Source organism: Streptomyces lichenis, from assembly GCF_023218175.1.
In the GTDB taxonomy this organism is placed as follows: domain Bacteria; phylum Actinomycetota; class Actinomycetes; order Streptomycetales; family Streptomycetaceae; genus Streptomyces; species Streptomyces lichenis.
This window is the reverse complement of the sequence record NZ_JALPTH010000012.1, coordinates 166,470-183,328: the sequence shown is the minus strand read 5'-3', so window position 1 is coordinate 183,328 and position 16,859 is coordinate 166,470. Positions and strand designations below refer to the sequence as shown.

The 16,859-nt window shown below is 69.8% G+C and carries 8 protein-coding genes and 4 pseudogenes; 6 read left to right on the top strand and 6 right to left on the bottom strand.

What is annotated here, in order from left to right:
- The first annotated feature begins 6 nt into the window (after positions 1-6).
- Together M1O15_RS14685 and M1O15_RS14680 are read left to right on the top strand one after the other, a co-directional pair.
- Positions 7-6,906 (top strand): toxin C-terminal domain-containing protein, encoded by a 6,900-nt coding sequence (locus M1O15_RS14685; RefSeq protein WP_248634249.1) that lies wholly within the window; start codon positions 7-9, stop codon positions 6,904-6,906.
- Positions 6,875-7,363, top strand: a complete 489-nt coding sequence (locus M1O15_RS14680) for a hypothetical protein (RefSeq protein ID WP_248634248.1) — start codon at positions 6,875-6,877, stop codon at positions 7,361-7,363. Before M1O15_RS14685 ends, M1O15_RS14680 begins: the two co-directional genes overlap by 32 nt.
- An 87-nt stretch (positions 7,364-7,450) precedes the next feature.
- Here M1O15_RS14680 and M1O15_RS14675 read toward each other — a convergent pair.
- The 3 pseudogenes from M1O15_RS14675 to M1O15_RS14665 form a co-directional block, all read right to left on the bottom strand.
- Positions 7,451-7,744: pseudogene (locus M1O15_RS14675) on the bottom strand (tyrosine-type recombinase/integrase); the annotation flags it as partial.
- 5 nt (positions 7,745-7,749) lie between these two features.
- A pseudogene (locus M1O15_RS14670) lies at positions 7,750-7,875 on the bottom strand (helix-turn-helix domain-containing protein); the annotation flags it as partial.
- Positions 7,875-8,839: pseudogene (locus M1O15_RS14665) on the bottom strand (replication initiator); the annotation flags it as partial. The pseudogenes M1O15_RS14665 and M1O15_RS14670, both read right to left, overlap by 1 nt.
- A gap of 146 nt (positions 8,840-8,985) precedes the next feature.
- Between M1O15_RS14665 and M1O15_RS31970 the strand changes: the two are divergent.
- Positions 8,986-9,315 carry a DUF7848 domain-containing protein gene (locus M1O15_RS31970; protein ID WP_443735616.1) on the top strand — a complete coding sequence of 110 codons (330 nt, stop codon included), beginning with the start codon at positions 8,986-8,988 and terminating at the stop codon, positions 9,313-9,315.
- A gap of 278 nt (positions 9,316-9,593) precedes the next feature.
- On the opposite strand, the pseudogene M1O15_RS14660 reads toward M1O15_RS31970, so the two are convergent.
- Positions 9,594-10,016 (bottom strand): annotated as a pseudogene (locus tag M1O15_RS14660) (YjbQ family protein).
- A gap of 79 nt (positions 10,017-10,095) precedes the next feature.
- Between M1O15_RS14660 and M1O15_RS14655 the strand changes: the two are divergent.
- Complete coding sequence (locus tag M1O15_RS14655; protein WP_248634278.1) at positions 10,096-11,169, top strand: NAD(P)-binding domain-containing protein; 1,074 nt, start codon at positions 10,096-10,098, stop codon at positions 11,167-11,169.
- Between the two features lie 25 nt (positions 11,170-11,194).
- Here the strand turns inward: M1O15_RS14655 and mltG are convergent, their stop codons facing one another.
- Together mltG and M1O15_RS14645 are read right to left on the bottom strand one after the other, a co-directional pair.
- Positions 11,195-12,055: an endolytic transglycosylase MltG gene (mltG, locus tag M1O15_RS14650; RefSeq protein WP_248634247.1), complete on the bottom strand. Its 861-nt coding sequence runs from the start codon at positions 12,053-12,055 to the stop codon at positions 11,195-11,197.
- Positions 12,056-12,459: 404 nt separating this feature from the next.
- Entirely contained in the window at positions 12,460-14,271 is a 1,812-nt protein-coding gene (locus M1O15_RS14645) for an ABC transporter ATP-binding protein (RefSeq protein ID WP_248634246.1), read from the bottom strand.
- A gap of 108 nt (positions 14,272-14,379) precedes the next feature.
- Between M1O15_RS14645 and M1O15_RS14640 the strand changes: the two genes are divergently transcribed.
- On the top strand, positions 14,380-14,901 hold the full coding sequence (locus M1O15_RS14640) for a MarR family winged helix-turn-helix transcriptional regulator (protein WP_248634245.1): 522 nt from the start codon (positions 14,380-14,382) through the stop codon (positions 14,899-14,901).
- 106 nt (positions 14,902-15,007) lie between these two features.
- On the top strand, positions 15,008-16,858 hold the full coding sequence (locus M1O15_RS14635; protein WP_248634244.1) for an ABC transporter transmembrane domain-containing protein: 1,851 nt from the start codon (positions 15,008-15,010) through the stop codon (positions 16,856-16,858).
- Position 16,859 lies beyond the last annotated feature (1 nt).

Below are 16,859 nucleotides of genomic sequence, written 5' to 3'. Positions count from 1 at the left end.
CGCCGTATGGCAGCCGTCGCCCTCCCCGTCACCACGGCCGTCATCGCCACCCTCCTCGGCGCGGCTCCCACCCAGGAGTTCGAGCGCGACCCCAGCAGCCTGCCGAAACCCGAATTCGGCAAGGCCGAGCCCTTCACCCCCCGGCACAAGCAGGTCTCCGACCCGACCAGGAAGGCCGCGGACACCACCCGGGCCCGAGCTGACCGGCCGATCGACTGGCCCGACGCGGCGACCTCCCGCGTAGCAGTCCCGCCGCAGGCCAAGACGGCCGCGAAGGCAGGCAGCCTGCCCGTCTCCATCGGCCGACCGCGGTCGGCCAAGGCGGCGAAGGGAGCGACCGCCCGGTCGAGCACCCACGCCCAGGCGCCCGCGGCGGCGCCTTCCAAGGCCGAGGTCACCTTCCTCGACCGTGCCAAGACCGCCGAACTGGGCATCGACGGTGTTGTTCTCAGTGTGCGCCGCGCGGACGGCGAGACCGACCCGTCAAAGCTGTCCCTGGCGCTGGACTACAGCGGTTTCGCCCACGCCTACAGCGGCAACTGGTCGTCCCGGCTGCGCCTGGTGCAACTCCCCGCCTGCGCCCTGACCACGCCGGAGAAGGCGGCCTGCCGCACCACCACGCCCGTGGCGTCGTCGAACGACACCGCGGACCAGACCCTCACCGCCGAGGTGAGCACCGCGAAGCCGGCCGCCAAGGCGCGAAGCGGCACTGCCGCCTTCACGGTCCTCGCCGCTTCCGCCGGTACCTCCTCCAGCCAGGGCACCTACGACGCCACCCCGCTGTCCCCCTCGGCGACCTGGGCGGGCGGCGGTTCCAACGGAGACTTCACCTGGTCCTATCCCATGGATCCGGTCCCCGCCCCCGCCGGACCCACGCCTCCCCTCTCCATCGGCTACTCCGCACAGAGCGTGGACGGACGCACCTCCGCCACCAGTGCCCAGCCGTCCTGGATCGGTGAGGGCTTCGACCTGCCGACCTCGTACATCGAGCGGTCCTACGGCTCCTGCGACGACGACGGCCAGGACAAGAAGAACGACCAGTGCTGGAAGGAGGACAACGCCTCCATCGTGCTGAACGGCAAGTCCAGCACCCTCATCCTGAAAGACAAGAAGACCAACCTCTGGCGGCTGCAGGGCGACGACGGCGAGCGTGTCATCCGCTCCACCGGAGCCACCAACGGAGACGACGACGGCGAGCACTGGACCGTCACCACCACCGACGGCACCCAGTACGTCTTCGGCAAGAACCGCCTCCCCGGATGGGCGACCGGCAAAGCCGAGACCAACTCCGTGTGGACCGTACCCGTCTTCGGCGACGACTCCGGCGAGCCCGGCTACGACGCCGGCACGAGCTTCGCGTCCCGTGCCAAGACCCAGGCCTGGCGGTGGAACCTGGACTACGTCGTCGACCCGCGCGGCAACGTCATGACGTACTGGTACGACAAGGAAGTCAACTTCTACGCCAAGAACGGCACCACCGGCAACGGCACCGAGTACGTCCGCGGCGGCTACCTCAAGCGCATCGACTACGGCCAGCGCAGCGACACCGTCTACTCCACCACCCAGCCCGCCGCGGCACGGGTGAAGTTCACCGTCAACGAACGGTGCATCCCCGTCAGCGGCGGCGAGACCTGCGCCAACCTCGGGAAATCCAACCGCAACGCCTGGCCCGACGTGCCCTTCGACCAGATCTGCAAGAAGGACACCGTCTGCACCGACCAGTCCGCCCCATCCTTCTTCTCACGAATGAGGCTCACGGGCATCACCACCCAGGTCTACGACGGCAGCGGAACCGGTGCTGACACCGACTACCGTGACGTCAACCACTGGGCACTGGAGCACTCCTTCCCCGACCCGGGCGACGGCTCCAACGCCGGTCTCTGGCTGAAGTCGATCCAGCACACGGGCCGGGTCGGCACTGCCGTCACCCTCCCGGCCATCACCTTCTCCGGCGTGCAGATGCACAACCGCGTCGACAAGACCGGCGACGACGTGCCGCCGTTCATCAAGTGGCGCGTGCGCACGGTCACCTCGGAGACGGGCTCCGTCCTCACGGTCAACTACTCGGACCCGGAGTGCGTCGCGGGCGTGGGCGTTCCGGAGCTCGACAAGAACACCAAGCGCTGCTATCCGGTCAAGTGGATCCCGCCGTCCAACCCGACGCCGGGCACCGACCCGCAGCCGCGCACGGACTGGTTCCACAAGTACGTCGTCACCCAGGTCAGCGAGTCCGACCCGACCGGTGGCGCACCGCTGAAGCAGACCGACTACACCTACACCGGCGGCGGCGCCTGGGCCTACGACGACCAGTCCCCCATCACCCCCGCCAAGTACCGCACCTGGGGCATCTGGCGCGGCTACCCGAAGGTCACGACAACGACCGGCGAGTCGGCGGGCACCCGTTCTAGGTCCACCAGCCTCTACTACCGCGGCATGCACGGCGACAAGCGACTCGACGGCACCACGCGCAAGGAGACGGTCACCGACTCCAAGGGCTCATCGGTCGACGACGAAGAGCAGTACGCCGGGCAGGTCCGCGAGACGATCACCTACAACGGCACGGCCGGCGAAGAGGTCTCCGGCACGATCACTACCCCGTGGTCGCGGGAGACCGCCAGCACGACGCACTCCTACGGCACCGTACGAGCGTTTATGACCCGTACCGCCAAGGAGGTCACACGCACGCCGGTCCCCGGCGATGGCGCGATCACGTCCACCACTGCCACCACCTACGACACCGAGAACGGCCAACCCCTCACCGTCGAGACCGAAGGCGGCGGCCAGAAGGACTGCACCCGCACCGAGTACGTCAAGAACACCGAGGACTGGCTGATCAGCTACGCCAAACGCACCGAGAAGGTGTCGATCGGCTGCTCGGCGACACCGAACCGTACGGGCGACCCCAAGACAACCGACGTCATCTCCGATGTGCGTACGTCATACGACGGAAAGGTGTATGGCACTGCGCCGATCAGGGGCGACGTGACCGCCACCCAGCGAGTCACCGGCTACAGTGCCGGCGCCGCCCAGGTGCAGACCGTCTCGACCGCGGCGTACGACGCCCTCGGCCGTCTCACCGACCAGTGGAACGCCGACGGCACCCGCACCAACCACATCGAGTACACACCGGCTGCGGGTGGCCCTCTGACCGCCAAGAAGGAGGTCAACGCCCTCGGACACACGATCAGTACAGAGGTGGCCCCGGACTGGGGGTCCAACACCGTCCACACCGACCCCAACGGCAAGCGCACGGAAAGCGCCTACGACGGGCTCGGCCGGCTGACCGATGTCTGGCCGGCCGACCGGAACAGAGCCGGCGGTCAGGCACCCAGCACCAAGTACGAGTACAAGATCCAGAAAGCTGACGGCTCCTGGGTTGCGACGAAGACCCTCAACAACGACGGTTCCACATACCAGACCTCGTACGCCATCTTCGACGCTCTGCTCAGGCCTCGCCAGACGCAGGCACCCGCGGCAGTGGGCAGCGGCCGCGTCATCGCCGACACCAAATACGACACCCGCGGACTGGGGATCGAGTCGTCGGCCGACTACATCGACACCACGGCCCCGAGCGGCAAGCTCGCCACATTGCTGACCGCCTCACCGGCCGGGAAGCGAATGGTGTACGACGGCGCGGAGCGGCCCGTCGTCGAGATCAACCTGGCTTTGGAGAAGGAGCATTCGCGCACAACGACGACCTACGAGGGCAACGCGACCACGGTCGAGCCGCCCACCGGAGCGCCGGCGGTTCGCGAAGAGGTCGACAGCCGGGGACGCCTGGCCGAAAAGCGGGAGTACGACGGCAAGAAGGCCACCGGTGACTACACCCGCCTCACCTACGCGTACGGTCGCGCCGATCAGTTGACCAAGGTGCAGGACAACGACGGCAACACCTGGACCTACGAGTACGACTTCCTCGGACGTCAGACGAAGAGCGTGGATCCCGACACCGGCGTCTCCCGGAAGGAGTACGACCAGCTCGACCAAGTTGCCGTCACCGAGGACGCGCGAGGCAATCTGCTCAGCCAGACCTACGACGTGCTCGGGCGCCAGACCGGACGACTGACCGGCCGCATCCCCGTGGTCGACGGGAAGCCGTCCATCGACGACTCCAAGTACCTGGCACGCTGGTCCTACGACACCATCGCCCTCGGCCAGCCCACGTCCTCGATCCGGTACGAGGGCGGCAAGAACGGCAAGGTCTACGCGCTCACGAGTGCGGCCTACGACTCCCTTTACCGGGTGCTGAAGGAGCAGTTCACCATCAGTACCAGTGAGGGCGCGGTGGCGGGCACCGGCACCTATACCTTCACCAACGCATACAATCTCGACGGCACGCTTCAGAAGCGGACGCTTCCGGCCATGGGAGGCCTCGGGCAGGAAGTCCTCACCTACGGGTACAACGACCAGCGGATGCCGACCACCCTCCAGGGTCTGACGGGTATCGTCCGCGGAACCGACTACTTGCCCGCAGGCGAGCGGACACGCATCACGCTGGGAGTGTCCTCGACCGCCAAGTGGACCGAGATCAACTCGGCTTACGAGGACGGCACCAAGCGTCTGGCGCGGCAGACTGTCGTGTCAGAGTCCAACAAGAGCACGGATGCCGACACGTACTTCCGCTATGACGCGGCCGGCAACCCTGTCGAGATAGACGACCGCTCCACCGCCCTCGGCGACAAGCAGTGCTTCACCTATGACGGACACCGCCGGCTGCGGAGCGCCTGGACGGCCAAGACGGACTGTGCGACAGCGCCCAGCGCCGCCTCAGTGGGAGGCGTCGCCGCGTACTGGAAGTCGTTCGCGTACGACACCGCTGGCAACCGGAAGAGCGCGACCGACCACCTCGCCGCGGGCGGTGCGGCCACCACGGCCTACGCGTACGACCACACCAGTGGAGACAAGGCCCGTCCGCACCTGCTTGCCTCCACCACCACCAGCGGTGGCAACAAGCCGGCTGCGGCGTCCAGCTACACCTACGACGAAGCCGGAAACACCCGGACACGGACGATCGGAGAAAACACCCAGCGCTTGGACTGGGGGCCGGAGAACAACCTCGCCAAGGTGACCGAGGCCAACGCGGCCGAGACGACTTTCCTCAACGACGCCGACGGAAACCGCCTAATCCGACGCGATGTCGCGGGCACTACGCTCCAGCTGGGAGAGACGGAGCTGCGGCAGGACAAGGCGACCGGCAAGGTCGAGGCGACCAGGTACTACAGCCATGCCGGACAGGTCGTGGCGATGCGCACGTCGAAGTCGCTGACGTGGACAAGCTCCGATCACAACGGCACGGCCAATGTGCAGATCGACGCGGCAAGCCAGGCGGTGATCCGTCGGTCCATGCAGCCGTTCGGCGAAACCCGTGGCGCGGCGCCGGCCTCTTGGATCGGTGAGAAGGGCTTCGCCGGCGGCACGGAGGACCCCACTGGCCTCACTCACCTGGGTGCCCGTGAGTACGACCCCGCCATCGGCCGATTCGTCAGCGCCGACCCGATTGCGGATCTCAAGGACCCGCAGCAGATCAACGGGTACGCCTACAGCAACAACAACCCCGTGACGTTCGCGGACGCAGACGGCAAGTTCTTCTTCTCCTTCATCAAGGCACTCATCACCGTCGCCGTCGCGATCGTCACGTACATCGCGGCCGCCTCCCACGTGACCCATCGCCAGCGAAGCAGTTCCCGGGCCAGCCGAGGAGGCTCTCGCGCCGGCCTGGCAGCCTCCGGCAGTGCCGTCCACACCAGTGCCGCCAGCTCAGCCCCCAGTTGCCCGGCCATCCAGCGGCAATACGGCATCTGCAACAACAAGGAGCCGGAGAATCCCAAGTCTCTGGGACAACTAGCCAAGGACATGGCTGGCGCCGCGGGCGCCTTCTTGGTGGGTACGGCAGACGGAATCGAGTACCTCACTGAGCCTTGGTGCTGGGCCGGCGCCGACTGCGGCCTCCGGAAGTCCTATATGGAGAAGGCTAAGGAGCACGGCGTCGAGGTAGATTCCAAGGAATTCAAGGGCACGGAAAATGCCCTGGATATCGCTTCCATCGCTGCAGGCGGATGGGGTGCGGTCCGTGCCTTCATCAAGAGGGGACTGAAGGGCGGCACCAAGCAGGCCGATGTACCGCAAGGGAAACCCAACCCGGACTGCAAGTGCTTCTTGGCCGGAACGCTCGTCTTGATGGCCGACGGGTCTACGAAGCCCATCGAGGACGTAGACGTCGGCGACACGGTCATGGCAACCGACCCGGAGGAAGGGGAAAGCGGCCCGCGCAAGGTCTCCCACCTCATCCGCACCCCGAAAACGTCCAAGAAGCTCAACAAGCTCGCCGTCTCCACCGAAGACGGCGTCGAACAGCTCACCGCCACGCACGAGCACCCGTTCTGGTCACCGTCCGAGCATGCGTGGCTCGTGGCCGGCGCCCTGCTGCCAGGAATGACCCTGCTCACCGATCAAGGCGAGACCGTGTCGGTCAAGGTGAACACCTCCTTCACCAAACAGACACGCACGTACAACCTCACCGTTGACGACTTGCACACGTACTATGTACTCGCTGGTCGGACGCCGGTGCTCGTTCACAACAGCAACTGTCCTGAGGGGTACACCTCTTCCCCGGCGCTCAAGGGTGATCCGTATCATCCGGACTCGACAGCCGCGCGAAGTGCGCAGAACCGGGAGTTGTACGCCGGAACCGTAGGGGACAGGGCGGGGGCCCTTGGGTACAGGACGAGAATTCCTGCGCAAAAGGCTCCGTTTAATTCACACGGCCAGGTGGTCTTCTCGAATGGGAAGAACTACATCACGCCGGATGTTGACGGGCATAATGTGTCGGACGGATGGAAGATGTTCAACCGCAAGGGCCAACGGATCGGTACTTATGACCCAGACCTCAACTATCTCAAGGAATAACCGATTCGCGATCGAAGTGATCGGTGATCCCGCCTCGGAAGGTGGCGTCTCGTCGCCTTCCGAGGCCGCCGGTAAGATCACAGTCGGGGATTTCTCAGAATCATTCCCGATGGACCTGAGCTTCTGGACGGTGGGCGACTACTCTCGAAGTTGGGAGAGGGCCCTGAGGGAGCTTGAGGCGAGCAAGAATTCGACCTCATGCCTCATCTCTTCGATCACGGACCCGGAGACCGCCAACTTCATCTTCTGCTGGCCTATTTACCGGGAAGGGGAAGATGTCTACGTGCAGAACTCGATCATCTTCCTGGATGGCCTCGAAGAAAATTTCAATCCGCAAGAGCCTTGGCGATATGTGGAGGCTCGGAGTTTGGTGGACGAGGACGGGAACCAAATCTCTGAGTGGTCGACGACCATCTCTCAGGTGCGGCGGTTCCGCGAGTCCATCGGGAGCCAGTAGCTCACGTACGCATGCAAATCTGAAGCCCCGTCAGGCAGTGCCTGGCGGGGCTTCAGCGTGGCGTGACGGCAGTAGTTGACGGCAACGTCAGCGGACGGGGCCTGCGCGGAGCGGCGGTTCGTTGCCGTCGTCGGGCCGGTTTCCGGTTACGGCGGGAACGCGGAGGGCGCGGCCGAGGAGGTCGATGGCGCCGCGTTGGAGGCGGAGCCGGACGTGGGCCTACACGGTCGCGGTGACGCCGATCTGGGCGTGGTCCAACAGCTCCTTGATCACGACGAGTTCCACTCCTTGTTCCAGGAGGAGGGTCGCGGTCGAGTGGCAGCGGTCGTGGAACCGGATGCGGCGGAGTTTGGCCCGGCGGAGCAGGGTGTTGAAGTGCCGGGGCCGCTGCGGAGCAGGTCGTAGACGGCGGAGCGGCCGAACTGGAGGCTGGCCATCACCTGGGGCACCGTCAGCAATTCCTGCGCCGGGCTATTCGCGGGGTGCAGGGCAGCGGTGGGAGGTGTGGTCATCAGTAGCCGCCTTCGGCTGTGAACTGCCGTTCCAGTTCCCTGCGGTGCCAGACGTCAGCGGCGAGGAGCGCGGCGCCAGGGCTGTAGCCCGAGCCCCGGTAGTCCCAGTGGCCGACGACGGGTGGTCGTCGGGTCGAGTTCGGGCAGGTCGGTGTGGGCGCGGGCCTGTTCGGTGCGCCAGGTGCGGCGGGCGTCGCGCAGTGCGCCGAGGGTGGTGGAGTAGGAGCGGGACTTGGTGGAGAAGTGGCCCCGGAAGCCGAGCATGTGCGCCCACTTCCAGAGCTTCAGGGCGGCGAACTCCGGCAGTCTGCCCAGCTCCCAGCAGGTGCGGATCATCTGCCGCGCATGCCGGGCGACGGCGAGCCGGGACAGCGACCGGGCCTGTCCGGTGCCGTCGCAGGCAGTGCACGGGAGCGGGGTTCCGTGGGGCAGGAGGGTGGCGCCGCGTCCCTGGCAGGGGCCGCAGAACAGGGCGCGGTCGAGGGTGCCGGAGTCGGCGGCGGGCTTGGTGGCGTACTTGGCGACGTAGGCGGCGACCGCCTGGTCGGTGAGTTCGGTTTCGGTGCCGAAGGCGGCGATCTTACGTACGTCGAGCTGCTGACCCCAGGTGAGTTCGCGTTCCCCTACTGCGTCCGAGGTGACGGAGATGCGCGCGGCGCGGTGCGGCGGCGCGGATGGCGTCGGTGAGCACGGCGACGGTGGCGTACGAGGGCGGGGGCTGGGTGCTGCCGTCGAGGCGGATCACGGCGTGGAAGTGGACCAGGCCGCGCTTCTGGTATTCGGCGACCTTGGCGAAGGACACCCGCAGAACCGTGCGGGCGGCCTTCTGGGTGAGGTCAAGCCGGAAGGCGAGCTCGCGGCGCAAGTAAGTGGTGAAGCGGGCCCACAAGGCTTCGGCGTGGGCGTTGAAGAGAACCGCGCCCGCCTAGTCGTACGGCGCCGGATTGAGCGGTGTGCCGAGCAGGCGACGCCACGGTACCGGTGCGAAAGCCCTGTCGGCGACCGAATACCGCTGGCTGGCTCGCCGGTTGGCACAAGCCCTGGCGGACGTGCTCAGGGTCGCGGAGTCGCGTGGGCAGCGCATCCCGGATCAGGAAGAGGCGGCCGAGGATGCCTGACTCTGCGAACGCCGGCGCACCAGTACACAACGCCTCTCGGGGGCGCTACCGCTTCCGCGAGTACCACGTCACTACCGTTCCCGACCCTCTGGCGCTGCCGACCATGGAGGCGGTCTGCGTCACCGGCGAGGAGCGCACCTGTGGTGCCACCTCAGGCACGCTGCACACCCCGGAAGAACTGACCCGCTGGATCGCCGGACACTGCGCCCAGACTGGCCACGAACCTGCTGGCGGACGGAGCGGTGAGTTGGTGCGCCGTCGTGCCGGACGCGGACGGAGTGAACAGGGCAGCGTGGGAGAGTCCAGACGCTTCGTGATCTGATCACCGGCACCCATATCGGGCCCAAGGGTGAGTGGCCGCGGGCACTCCTTCGCAATCTCTGACTGGGCTGCCGAATCCCACGGAATACCTGACAGAGCCCTCATCGACAGCGATGTCGACGAGGGCTCTGCCACGTTCGACAACGGTGGAAGCAGGTGCTGACGCGGAAGTGTCCGCGGAGACCCGTGTACCAGCTCACTTGCTGGGGTCCCGGTGCTTTCTGCCGACCTCTTGTCCCGACGTCCGGCAACCTCTATCGAGGTGCTTGACGAACTCGCTCAGCCCAGGAAACTCAGCCGCACCGTCCGCTCCGGGTTGTCCTTGTTGGTGTCGACCAGGCAGACCGACTGCCAGGTGCCCAGGGCCAGTTCGCCGCTCACGACCGGGAGGGTGGCGTGTGGGGGGACGAGGGCGGGGAGGACGTGGTCGCGGCCGTGGCCGGGGCTGCCGTGGCGGTGCTGCTAGCGGTCGTCGGCGGGGAGGAGGGTGTGCAGGGCGGCGAGGAGGTCGTCGTCGCTGCCGGCGCCGGTCTCCAGGACGGCCACGCCCATGGTGGCGTGCGGGGCGAAGACGTTGAGGAGGCCGTCGCGGCCGGCGGCGGCCTCGCGGAGGAAGGCGGTGCAGTCGGCGGTGAGGTCGTGGACGGTCTCGGCGCTGCCGGTGGTGATGTGCAGTACGCGGGTGGTGAAGGCGTCGCTCATGGCTCCATGGTGGCACCGCGGTGAGGGGCGGGGCGGGAAGAGCGGCGGGGGCGGTGTGGTTGGGGTGGGCGTGGACGAGATGACGGCGGTGGACGTGGTGGTCGTGGGGGCCGGGCAGGCCGGGTTGTCGGCGGCGTACCACCTGCGGCGGGCCGGGCTGCGGCCCGGTACGGACTTCGTGGTGCTGGACCACGCGCCGCGGGCCGGTGGGGCGTGGCAGTTCCGGTGGCCGTCGCTGACCTACGACCGGGTGCACGGGATGCACGCGCTGCCGGGGATGGAGCTGGGCGAGGCGGATGGCGGGCGGCCCTCGTCGGAGGTGATCGGGGAGTACTTCACCCGGTACGAGGAGGCGTTCGGGCTGCGGGTGCACCGGCCGGTGCATGTGGAGGCGGTACGGGAGGGGGACGGGGGGCGGCTCAGGGTGGAGTCGTCGGAAGGGGTGTACGGGACGCGGGTGCTGGTCAGCGCCACGGGGACGTGGGACCGGCCGTTCTGGCCGCGGTATCCGGGGCAGGACCGCTTCGGCGGGTGGCAGCTGCACACGGCGCGATATCCGGGGCCGGAGGCGTTCGCCGGGCTGCGGGTCGTGGTGGTGGGCGGCGGGGCGTCGGGCACCCAGCATCTGATGGAGATCGCGGAGGTGGCGGCGGAGACCACCTGGGTGACCCGGCGCGAGCCGGTGTGGCGGGAGGGCGACTTCGGGGAGGCCGAGGGGCGGGCCGCGGTGGCGCTGGTGGAGGAGCGGGTACGCCAGGGGCTGCCGCCGATGAGCGTGGTCAGCGTGACCGGGCTGCCGCTCAACGAGCGGACCCGGCGGGCCCGGGCGGAAGGGGTGCTGGAGCGGCTGCCGATGTTCGACCGGGTCACGGAGACGGGGGTGGCCTGGGACGACGGGCGGGTGGTGGAGGCGGATGCGATCCTCTGGGCGACCGGGTTCCGGGCGGCGGTGGACCATCTGGCGCCGCTCCGGCTGCGGGAGCCGGGCGGCGGTATCCGGATGGTGGGGACGCGGGCGGCCCGGGACGAGCGGGTGCATCTGCTGGGGTACGGGCCGTCGGCGTCCACGATCGGCGCCAACCGAGCGGGGCGCGCGGCGGTGCGGGATGTGGTGCGGTTGCTGGGGCGGGCGCCGGTGGGGGCGGCCACCTGAGCGGAAGGGGGCGGGGCGGACGCGGTCAGCCGGTGGTGGTGCGGCGGCGGGTGTTGAACTCCTCGACGTTGGCCAGGTGCTCCTGGTAGTCGGCGGTGAAGCGGGTGTCGCCGGGCGCCACGGAGACGAAGTACAGCCAGTCGCCGGGGGTGGGCCGGGTGGCCGCCCGCATGGCCTCCTCGCCGGGGTTGGCGATGGGGGTGGGCGGCAGCCCGGGGCGGTTGTAGGTGTTGTACGGGTTCTCGATACGGGTGTCCTCGTGGGTGGTGTCCACGGTGTTGCGGTCCAGGGCGTAGTTGAGGGTGGAGTCCATCTGGAGGGCCATGCCCTGGGCCAGCCGGTTGCGGACCACCCGGGCCACCTTGCCCATGTCCGCGGCGGTGTCGGCCTCCGCCTGCACGATGCTGGCGATGGTCACCGCCTCGTAGAGGCCGCCGGTGGGGCCGCCGGCGGAGGTGTCCGGGGAGCCGGCGGTGGTGCCGCCCGCGCCGAGGCGGCGGTCCGCGGTGGTCACCATGTAGCGCAGCAGGCTTTCCGGGGTGCTGGTGGAGGTGACGGGATAGGTCGCCGGGAACAGGAATCCCTCCGGGTTGCCCCGGGCGGCGGGCGGCAGCTTGAGGCGGGCCCGGGCCGCGGCCCCGCGGGTGGTGCCGGCGGGGACCGCGAGGGCCTTGTCCACGGCGGTGTAGACCTGCCCGGCCCGCCAGCCCTCGGGGATGACCAGCATCCGGGGCTTCTCGGGGGCCGGGGCCTGCTTCAGGAGTACCAGCGGCACCAGTACGGCGGTCGCTACGGCGACGGCGAGGCCGCCGATCAGGACCAGCACGCCTCGGCGGGTCATCCGCACCCTTCGCCGCTGACCGTTTTGAGGTGATGTGTTCCACATGGGGGCAAAGTAACCCGCAGGGGATCGGGAGAGGGGGAGCCTGGGGCGCGGCACACGTCCGACAAGCACACGAACGTGTTGTCGGATGTTCGCCGGATGGTGTGATCCGCGGCGGTTCCGCTGTTCGGTCACCGAGAGCCGCGAGATGCTGACGGTGCGCAAGTGACGGGCTGCAGACCGGAGTTGCGCGAGTCCCACACATGCATCACGCACAAGGAGAACGCAACACCATGAACCTCATCACCGACCTGCTCGCCGGCGCCTTCCACTTCCTCGGCTGGCTCGTCTGACGGTCGTCCATCCGGTGACCGCCCTCGCGGCGGTCACCGGCTGACGACCGGTTCGTCCCGCGGCGCCGCCACCCCGTCCCAGGGTGGCGGCGCCGCCTTTTGCGGAGGGAGGGGTCAGGGGGTGGTGGCGGGAACCAGGGCGGTGTCGCCGCGGACCAGGGCGGCGTAGCGGCCGTCCTTGGCCAGCAGCTCGTCATGGGTGCCGCGCTCGGCTATGTGCCCGGAGTCCAGGACCACGATCTCGTCGGCGTCCCGGACGGTGGAGAGCCGGTGGGCGATGGTGATGGTGGTGCGCCCGGCGGAGAGGGCGTCGATGGCCTCCTGCACCGCGTGCTCGGTGCGGGTGTCCAGGGCGCTGGTGGCCTCGTCCAGGATGAGCACCGGCGGGTCGCGCAGGATGGTGCGGGCGATGGCGAGGCGCTGCTTCTCGCCGCCGGAGAAGCGGTAGCCGCGCTCGCCGACCAGGGTGTCGTAGCCGTCGGGGAGGGAGGCTATGTGCTCGTGGATCTGGGCGGCCCTGGCGGCGGCCTCGATCTCCTCGTCGGTGGCGTCCGGCCTGGCGAAGCGGAGGTTGTCGGCGACGGAGGCGTGGAAGAGGTAGGTCTCCTGGGAGACCACGCCCACGGCCCTGGCCAGGGTGCCGAAGTCCAGGTCGCGGACGTCCACCCCGTCGAGGGTGACCCGGCCCCCGGTGACGTCGTACAGCCGCGGCACCAGATAGCTGAGCGTGGACTTGCCGGAGCCGGTGGGGCCGACGACGGCGAGGCTGCCGCCGGCCGGGACGGTCAGCTCGATGCCGTCGAGCGCGGGGGCGCCCTTGTCGTCGTAGCGGAAGCGCACGTCCTCGAAGCGGACCTCGCCGCGGACGGAGGGAAGGGGGACCGGCCGGGCGGGCTCGGTGATCTCGACCGGGAGGTCCAGGTATTCGAAGATGCGGCGGAAGAGGGCGAGGGAGGTCTGGAGGTCGACGCCGGTGGAGAGCAGGCTGACGGCGGGCCGGAACAGGCCCTGCTGGAGCGAGACGAAGGCGACCAGGGTGCCGATGGAGACCGCGGGTCCGCCGGACTGGAGGGCGAGGCCGGCGGCCCAGTAGAGCAGGGCCGGCAGGGCGGCCATCACCATGCCGATGGTGGACATCCGCCAGCGTCCGGCCATGGAGGCGCGCACTTCGAGGCCGGCCAGCCGCTCGGACTCGGCGGCGAAGGAGCGGGTGAGCGAGTCGGCGCGGCCCATGGTGCGGCCGAGCAGGATGCCGCTGACCGACAGCGACTCGGTGACCGTCGCCGCCATGGCGGCCATCTGCTTCTGCCGCTGGGTGGTGATCTTCTCGCGCTCCCGGCCCACCCTCCGGCTGATCCAGACGAAGACGGGCATCAGCAGCAGCGAGACGACCGTCAGCCGCCAGTCGAGTGCCAGCATGGCGACGACGGTGGCGGTGACCGCGGTGAGGTTGGAGACCAGCGAGGTGGCCGTGGAGGTGACCGTGGACTGCATGCCGCCGATGTCGTTGGCGATCCGCGACTGCACCTCGCCGGTCCGGGTGCGGGTGAAGAAGGCCAGCGGCATGCGCTGGAGCTGGCCGTAGACGGCGGTGCGCAGATCGTGCATCACACGCTGGCCGACCGTCGTGGAGATCAGCGTCTGCAGCACGTTGAAGACGCTGGTCACCACGGCGGTGAGGATCATGCCGAACGCGAGCAGCGTGAGGAGGCCGGTGCGGCCCTGCGGGATGGCGGTGTCCAGGATCTCGCGGAGCAGGAACGGGGAGACGACGGAGACCAGCGAGGAGGCGCCGACCAGCAGCCCGACCACGGCGAGCCGGCCGCGGTAGGGGCGGAACAGGCGCAGGATGCGCCGGACCTCCACCGGCGGCTGGTCGGGGTCCGGCGGCGGTGGCGTCCATCGGGGCTTCTCGGGGCGGGGCATGGGCTCCTTCGGAAGGGGTGAGCGGGTGAGCCAGGGCGGTGATCTTTGCAGAGCCTAGCTCACTGTTACCCTACTTCACAATGAGCATGGTCCTGATAGTATTCCGCCATGGACTCCCCCGCCTCCGGTCTCCCCTCCGCCGCCGGTCATGAGCCCCCCGCCCCCGCCCCGCTTCCGGCGCCGGATCCGGACGGGGTGCTGGCCGAGCAGCTGCTGCGGCTGACCCGCCGTATCCACCGCAGCCAGAAGCGGCAGCTGGAGTCCGCCGAGGTGGCGATCACCCCGGCGCAGTCCCGGCTGCTGCGCGCGGTGGCCCACCACGAGGGGGCGCCCCGGATGGCGGACCTGGCGGCGCGGCTGGAGGTGGTGCCCCGCGCGATCACCAGCCTGGTGGACGGGCTGGAGGCCGGCGGGCGGGTGCGCCGGGTCGCCGACCCGGCGAACCGGCGGGTGGTGCGGATCGAGCTCACGGAGGCGGGCCGGGAGACCCTGCGCACCCTGCGCGGCGCCCGCCGGGCGGCGGCGGAGGATGTGCTCGCCCCGCTCACCAAGGAGCAGCGCGAGGTGCTGGGCGGTCTGCTGTCCACCCTGGTCGACGGAATCGACGGAGTGCCCGAGCGCGGCTGCTGAGCCGGGCCCGGAGGCGGTGACGAGGCGGTAAATCGGTTGCCGCCGGGCGTCGGGGGGCGGGAGCCTTGCAGGTCTGGACCTGTGCCCGCCGAGACCCTGGGACGTCATGCGGATTCACCACCTCCCCTATCAGGACCCCGGCGTTCCGGACGTCCGGTCGGGGACCCGGTTCCTGGTCTGGCTCGGACGCAACCAGCTCGGCGGCCAGCTGCGCTCCCTGGGCTGGGGGCTGCTGCACTTCGCCGCACTGGCCGCGCTGCCCCTGGCCGTCGGACGCGCCGTGCAGGCGGTGGTCGACCGCTCGGGCAGCGCGCTGGGCTGGTCGGCCGCGCTGATCGCGGCCCTGGGCGGGGCGATCGCGCTCGGCGACACCATGCTGCACCGGACCGCGGTCACCAACTGGATCACCGCGGCCGCCCGGGTGCAGCAGCTGCTGGCCCGCCGGACGGCCGCGCTCGGCTCGGTGCTGACCCAGCGGGTCGCGGCCGGCGAGGTGGTCGCGGTGTCCACCGGCGACGTGGAGAAGATCGGCTGGTTCGTGGAGGCGCTGTCGCGGTTCCTCGCGGCGGCGCTCTCGCTGGTGCTGGTCTGCGTCGGGCTGGTGGTCTACGCGCCCGCGCTGGGCTGGGTCGTCGCCGCCGGGATGCCGGTGCTGGCCCTGGCGGCGCTGCCGCTGCTCCCCCGCGCCACCCGCCGGGCCGACGCCCAGCGGGAGAAGGCCGGGTACGCCACCGAGCTGGCCTCCGACACGGTCGCCGGACTGCGGGTGCTGCGCGGCATCGGCGGTGAGGAGCTGTTCCTGGGGCGTTACCGCGCGGCCTCCCAGGAGGTGCGGACGGCCGCGGTCCGCAGCGCCCGGATGTGGGCGCTGATCGCCGCCATCCAGGTGGTGCTGCCGGGACTGATGCTGATCGCGGTGGTGGTGTACGGGGCGGGGCTGGCCGCCGACGGGCGGATCTCGGTGGGCGAGCTGGTCACCGTCTACAGCGCGGTCGCCCTCACCGCGTACCCGCTGCGCCACTTCGAGGAGATCGCGATGGCCTTCTCCTTCTCCCGTCCCTCGGCGCGGCGCGCGGCGCGGGTGCTGGCACTGTCCCGGACGGACCCGGCCGAGGCGGGGCAGCAGCTCCCCAAGGGCGAGCTGTACGACCCGGTGACCGGGCTGCGCGCCCCCGAGGGGCTGCTGACCGCCGTGGTGTGCGGCGACCCGGACGCGGCGGGCCGCCTCGCCGAGCGGCTGGGCGGCCACCCGGCGGGCCCGGACCAGGAGAGCGGCGGCGCGGACGAGAAGGCTACGACCGCGCGGCCCGCCGCCGAGGAGCACGCCTCGGTGCGGCTCGGCGGGGTGCCGCTGGACGGGCTGCCGCTCGACCTGGCGCGGACCGCCGTCCTGGTGCAGGACAAGGACCCGGTGCTGCTCTCCGGGACGCTGCGGGAGCTGCTGGACGTACCGTCCTCCGGGTCCGTCCCGGTGGACGAGGCGCTGGCGGCGGCGCGCTGCGGGGATGTGCTGGACGCGCTGGCGCAGGCGTCACCGGACGGTGGCGGCGACCCGATGGCGACCAGGATCACCGAGCGCGGCCGTTCCCTCTCCGGTGGCCAGCGCCAGCGGCTGGCCCTGGCCCGCTCGCTGGTGACCGACCCTCAGGTGCTGGTGCTGGACGAGCCGACCTCGGCGGTGGACTCGCACACCGAGGCGCGGGTCGCCGAGAGTGTCCGCCGGCTGCGCGCGGGCCGTACGACGGTGGTGCTGGCCTCCTCGCCGCTGCTGCTGGACGTGGCGGACCGGGTGGTGCTGGTGCACGAGGGCCGGGTGGCGGCGGTCGGCACCCACCGGGCGCTGCTGCGGGACGAGCCCCGCTACCGGGCGGTGGTGACCCGCGAGACGGAGGACGAGAAGGACGACCGCGAGTCGGCCTCCGGCCGCGGACGGGTGGAGATGGAGGAGCCGGCATGAG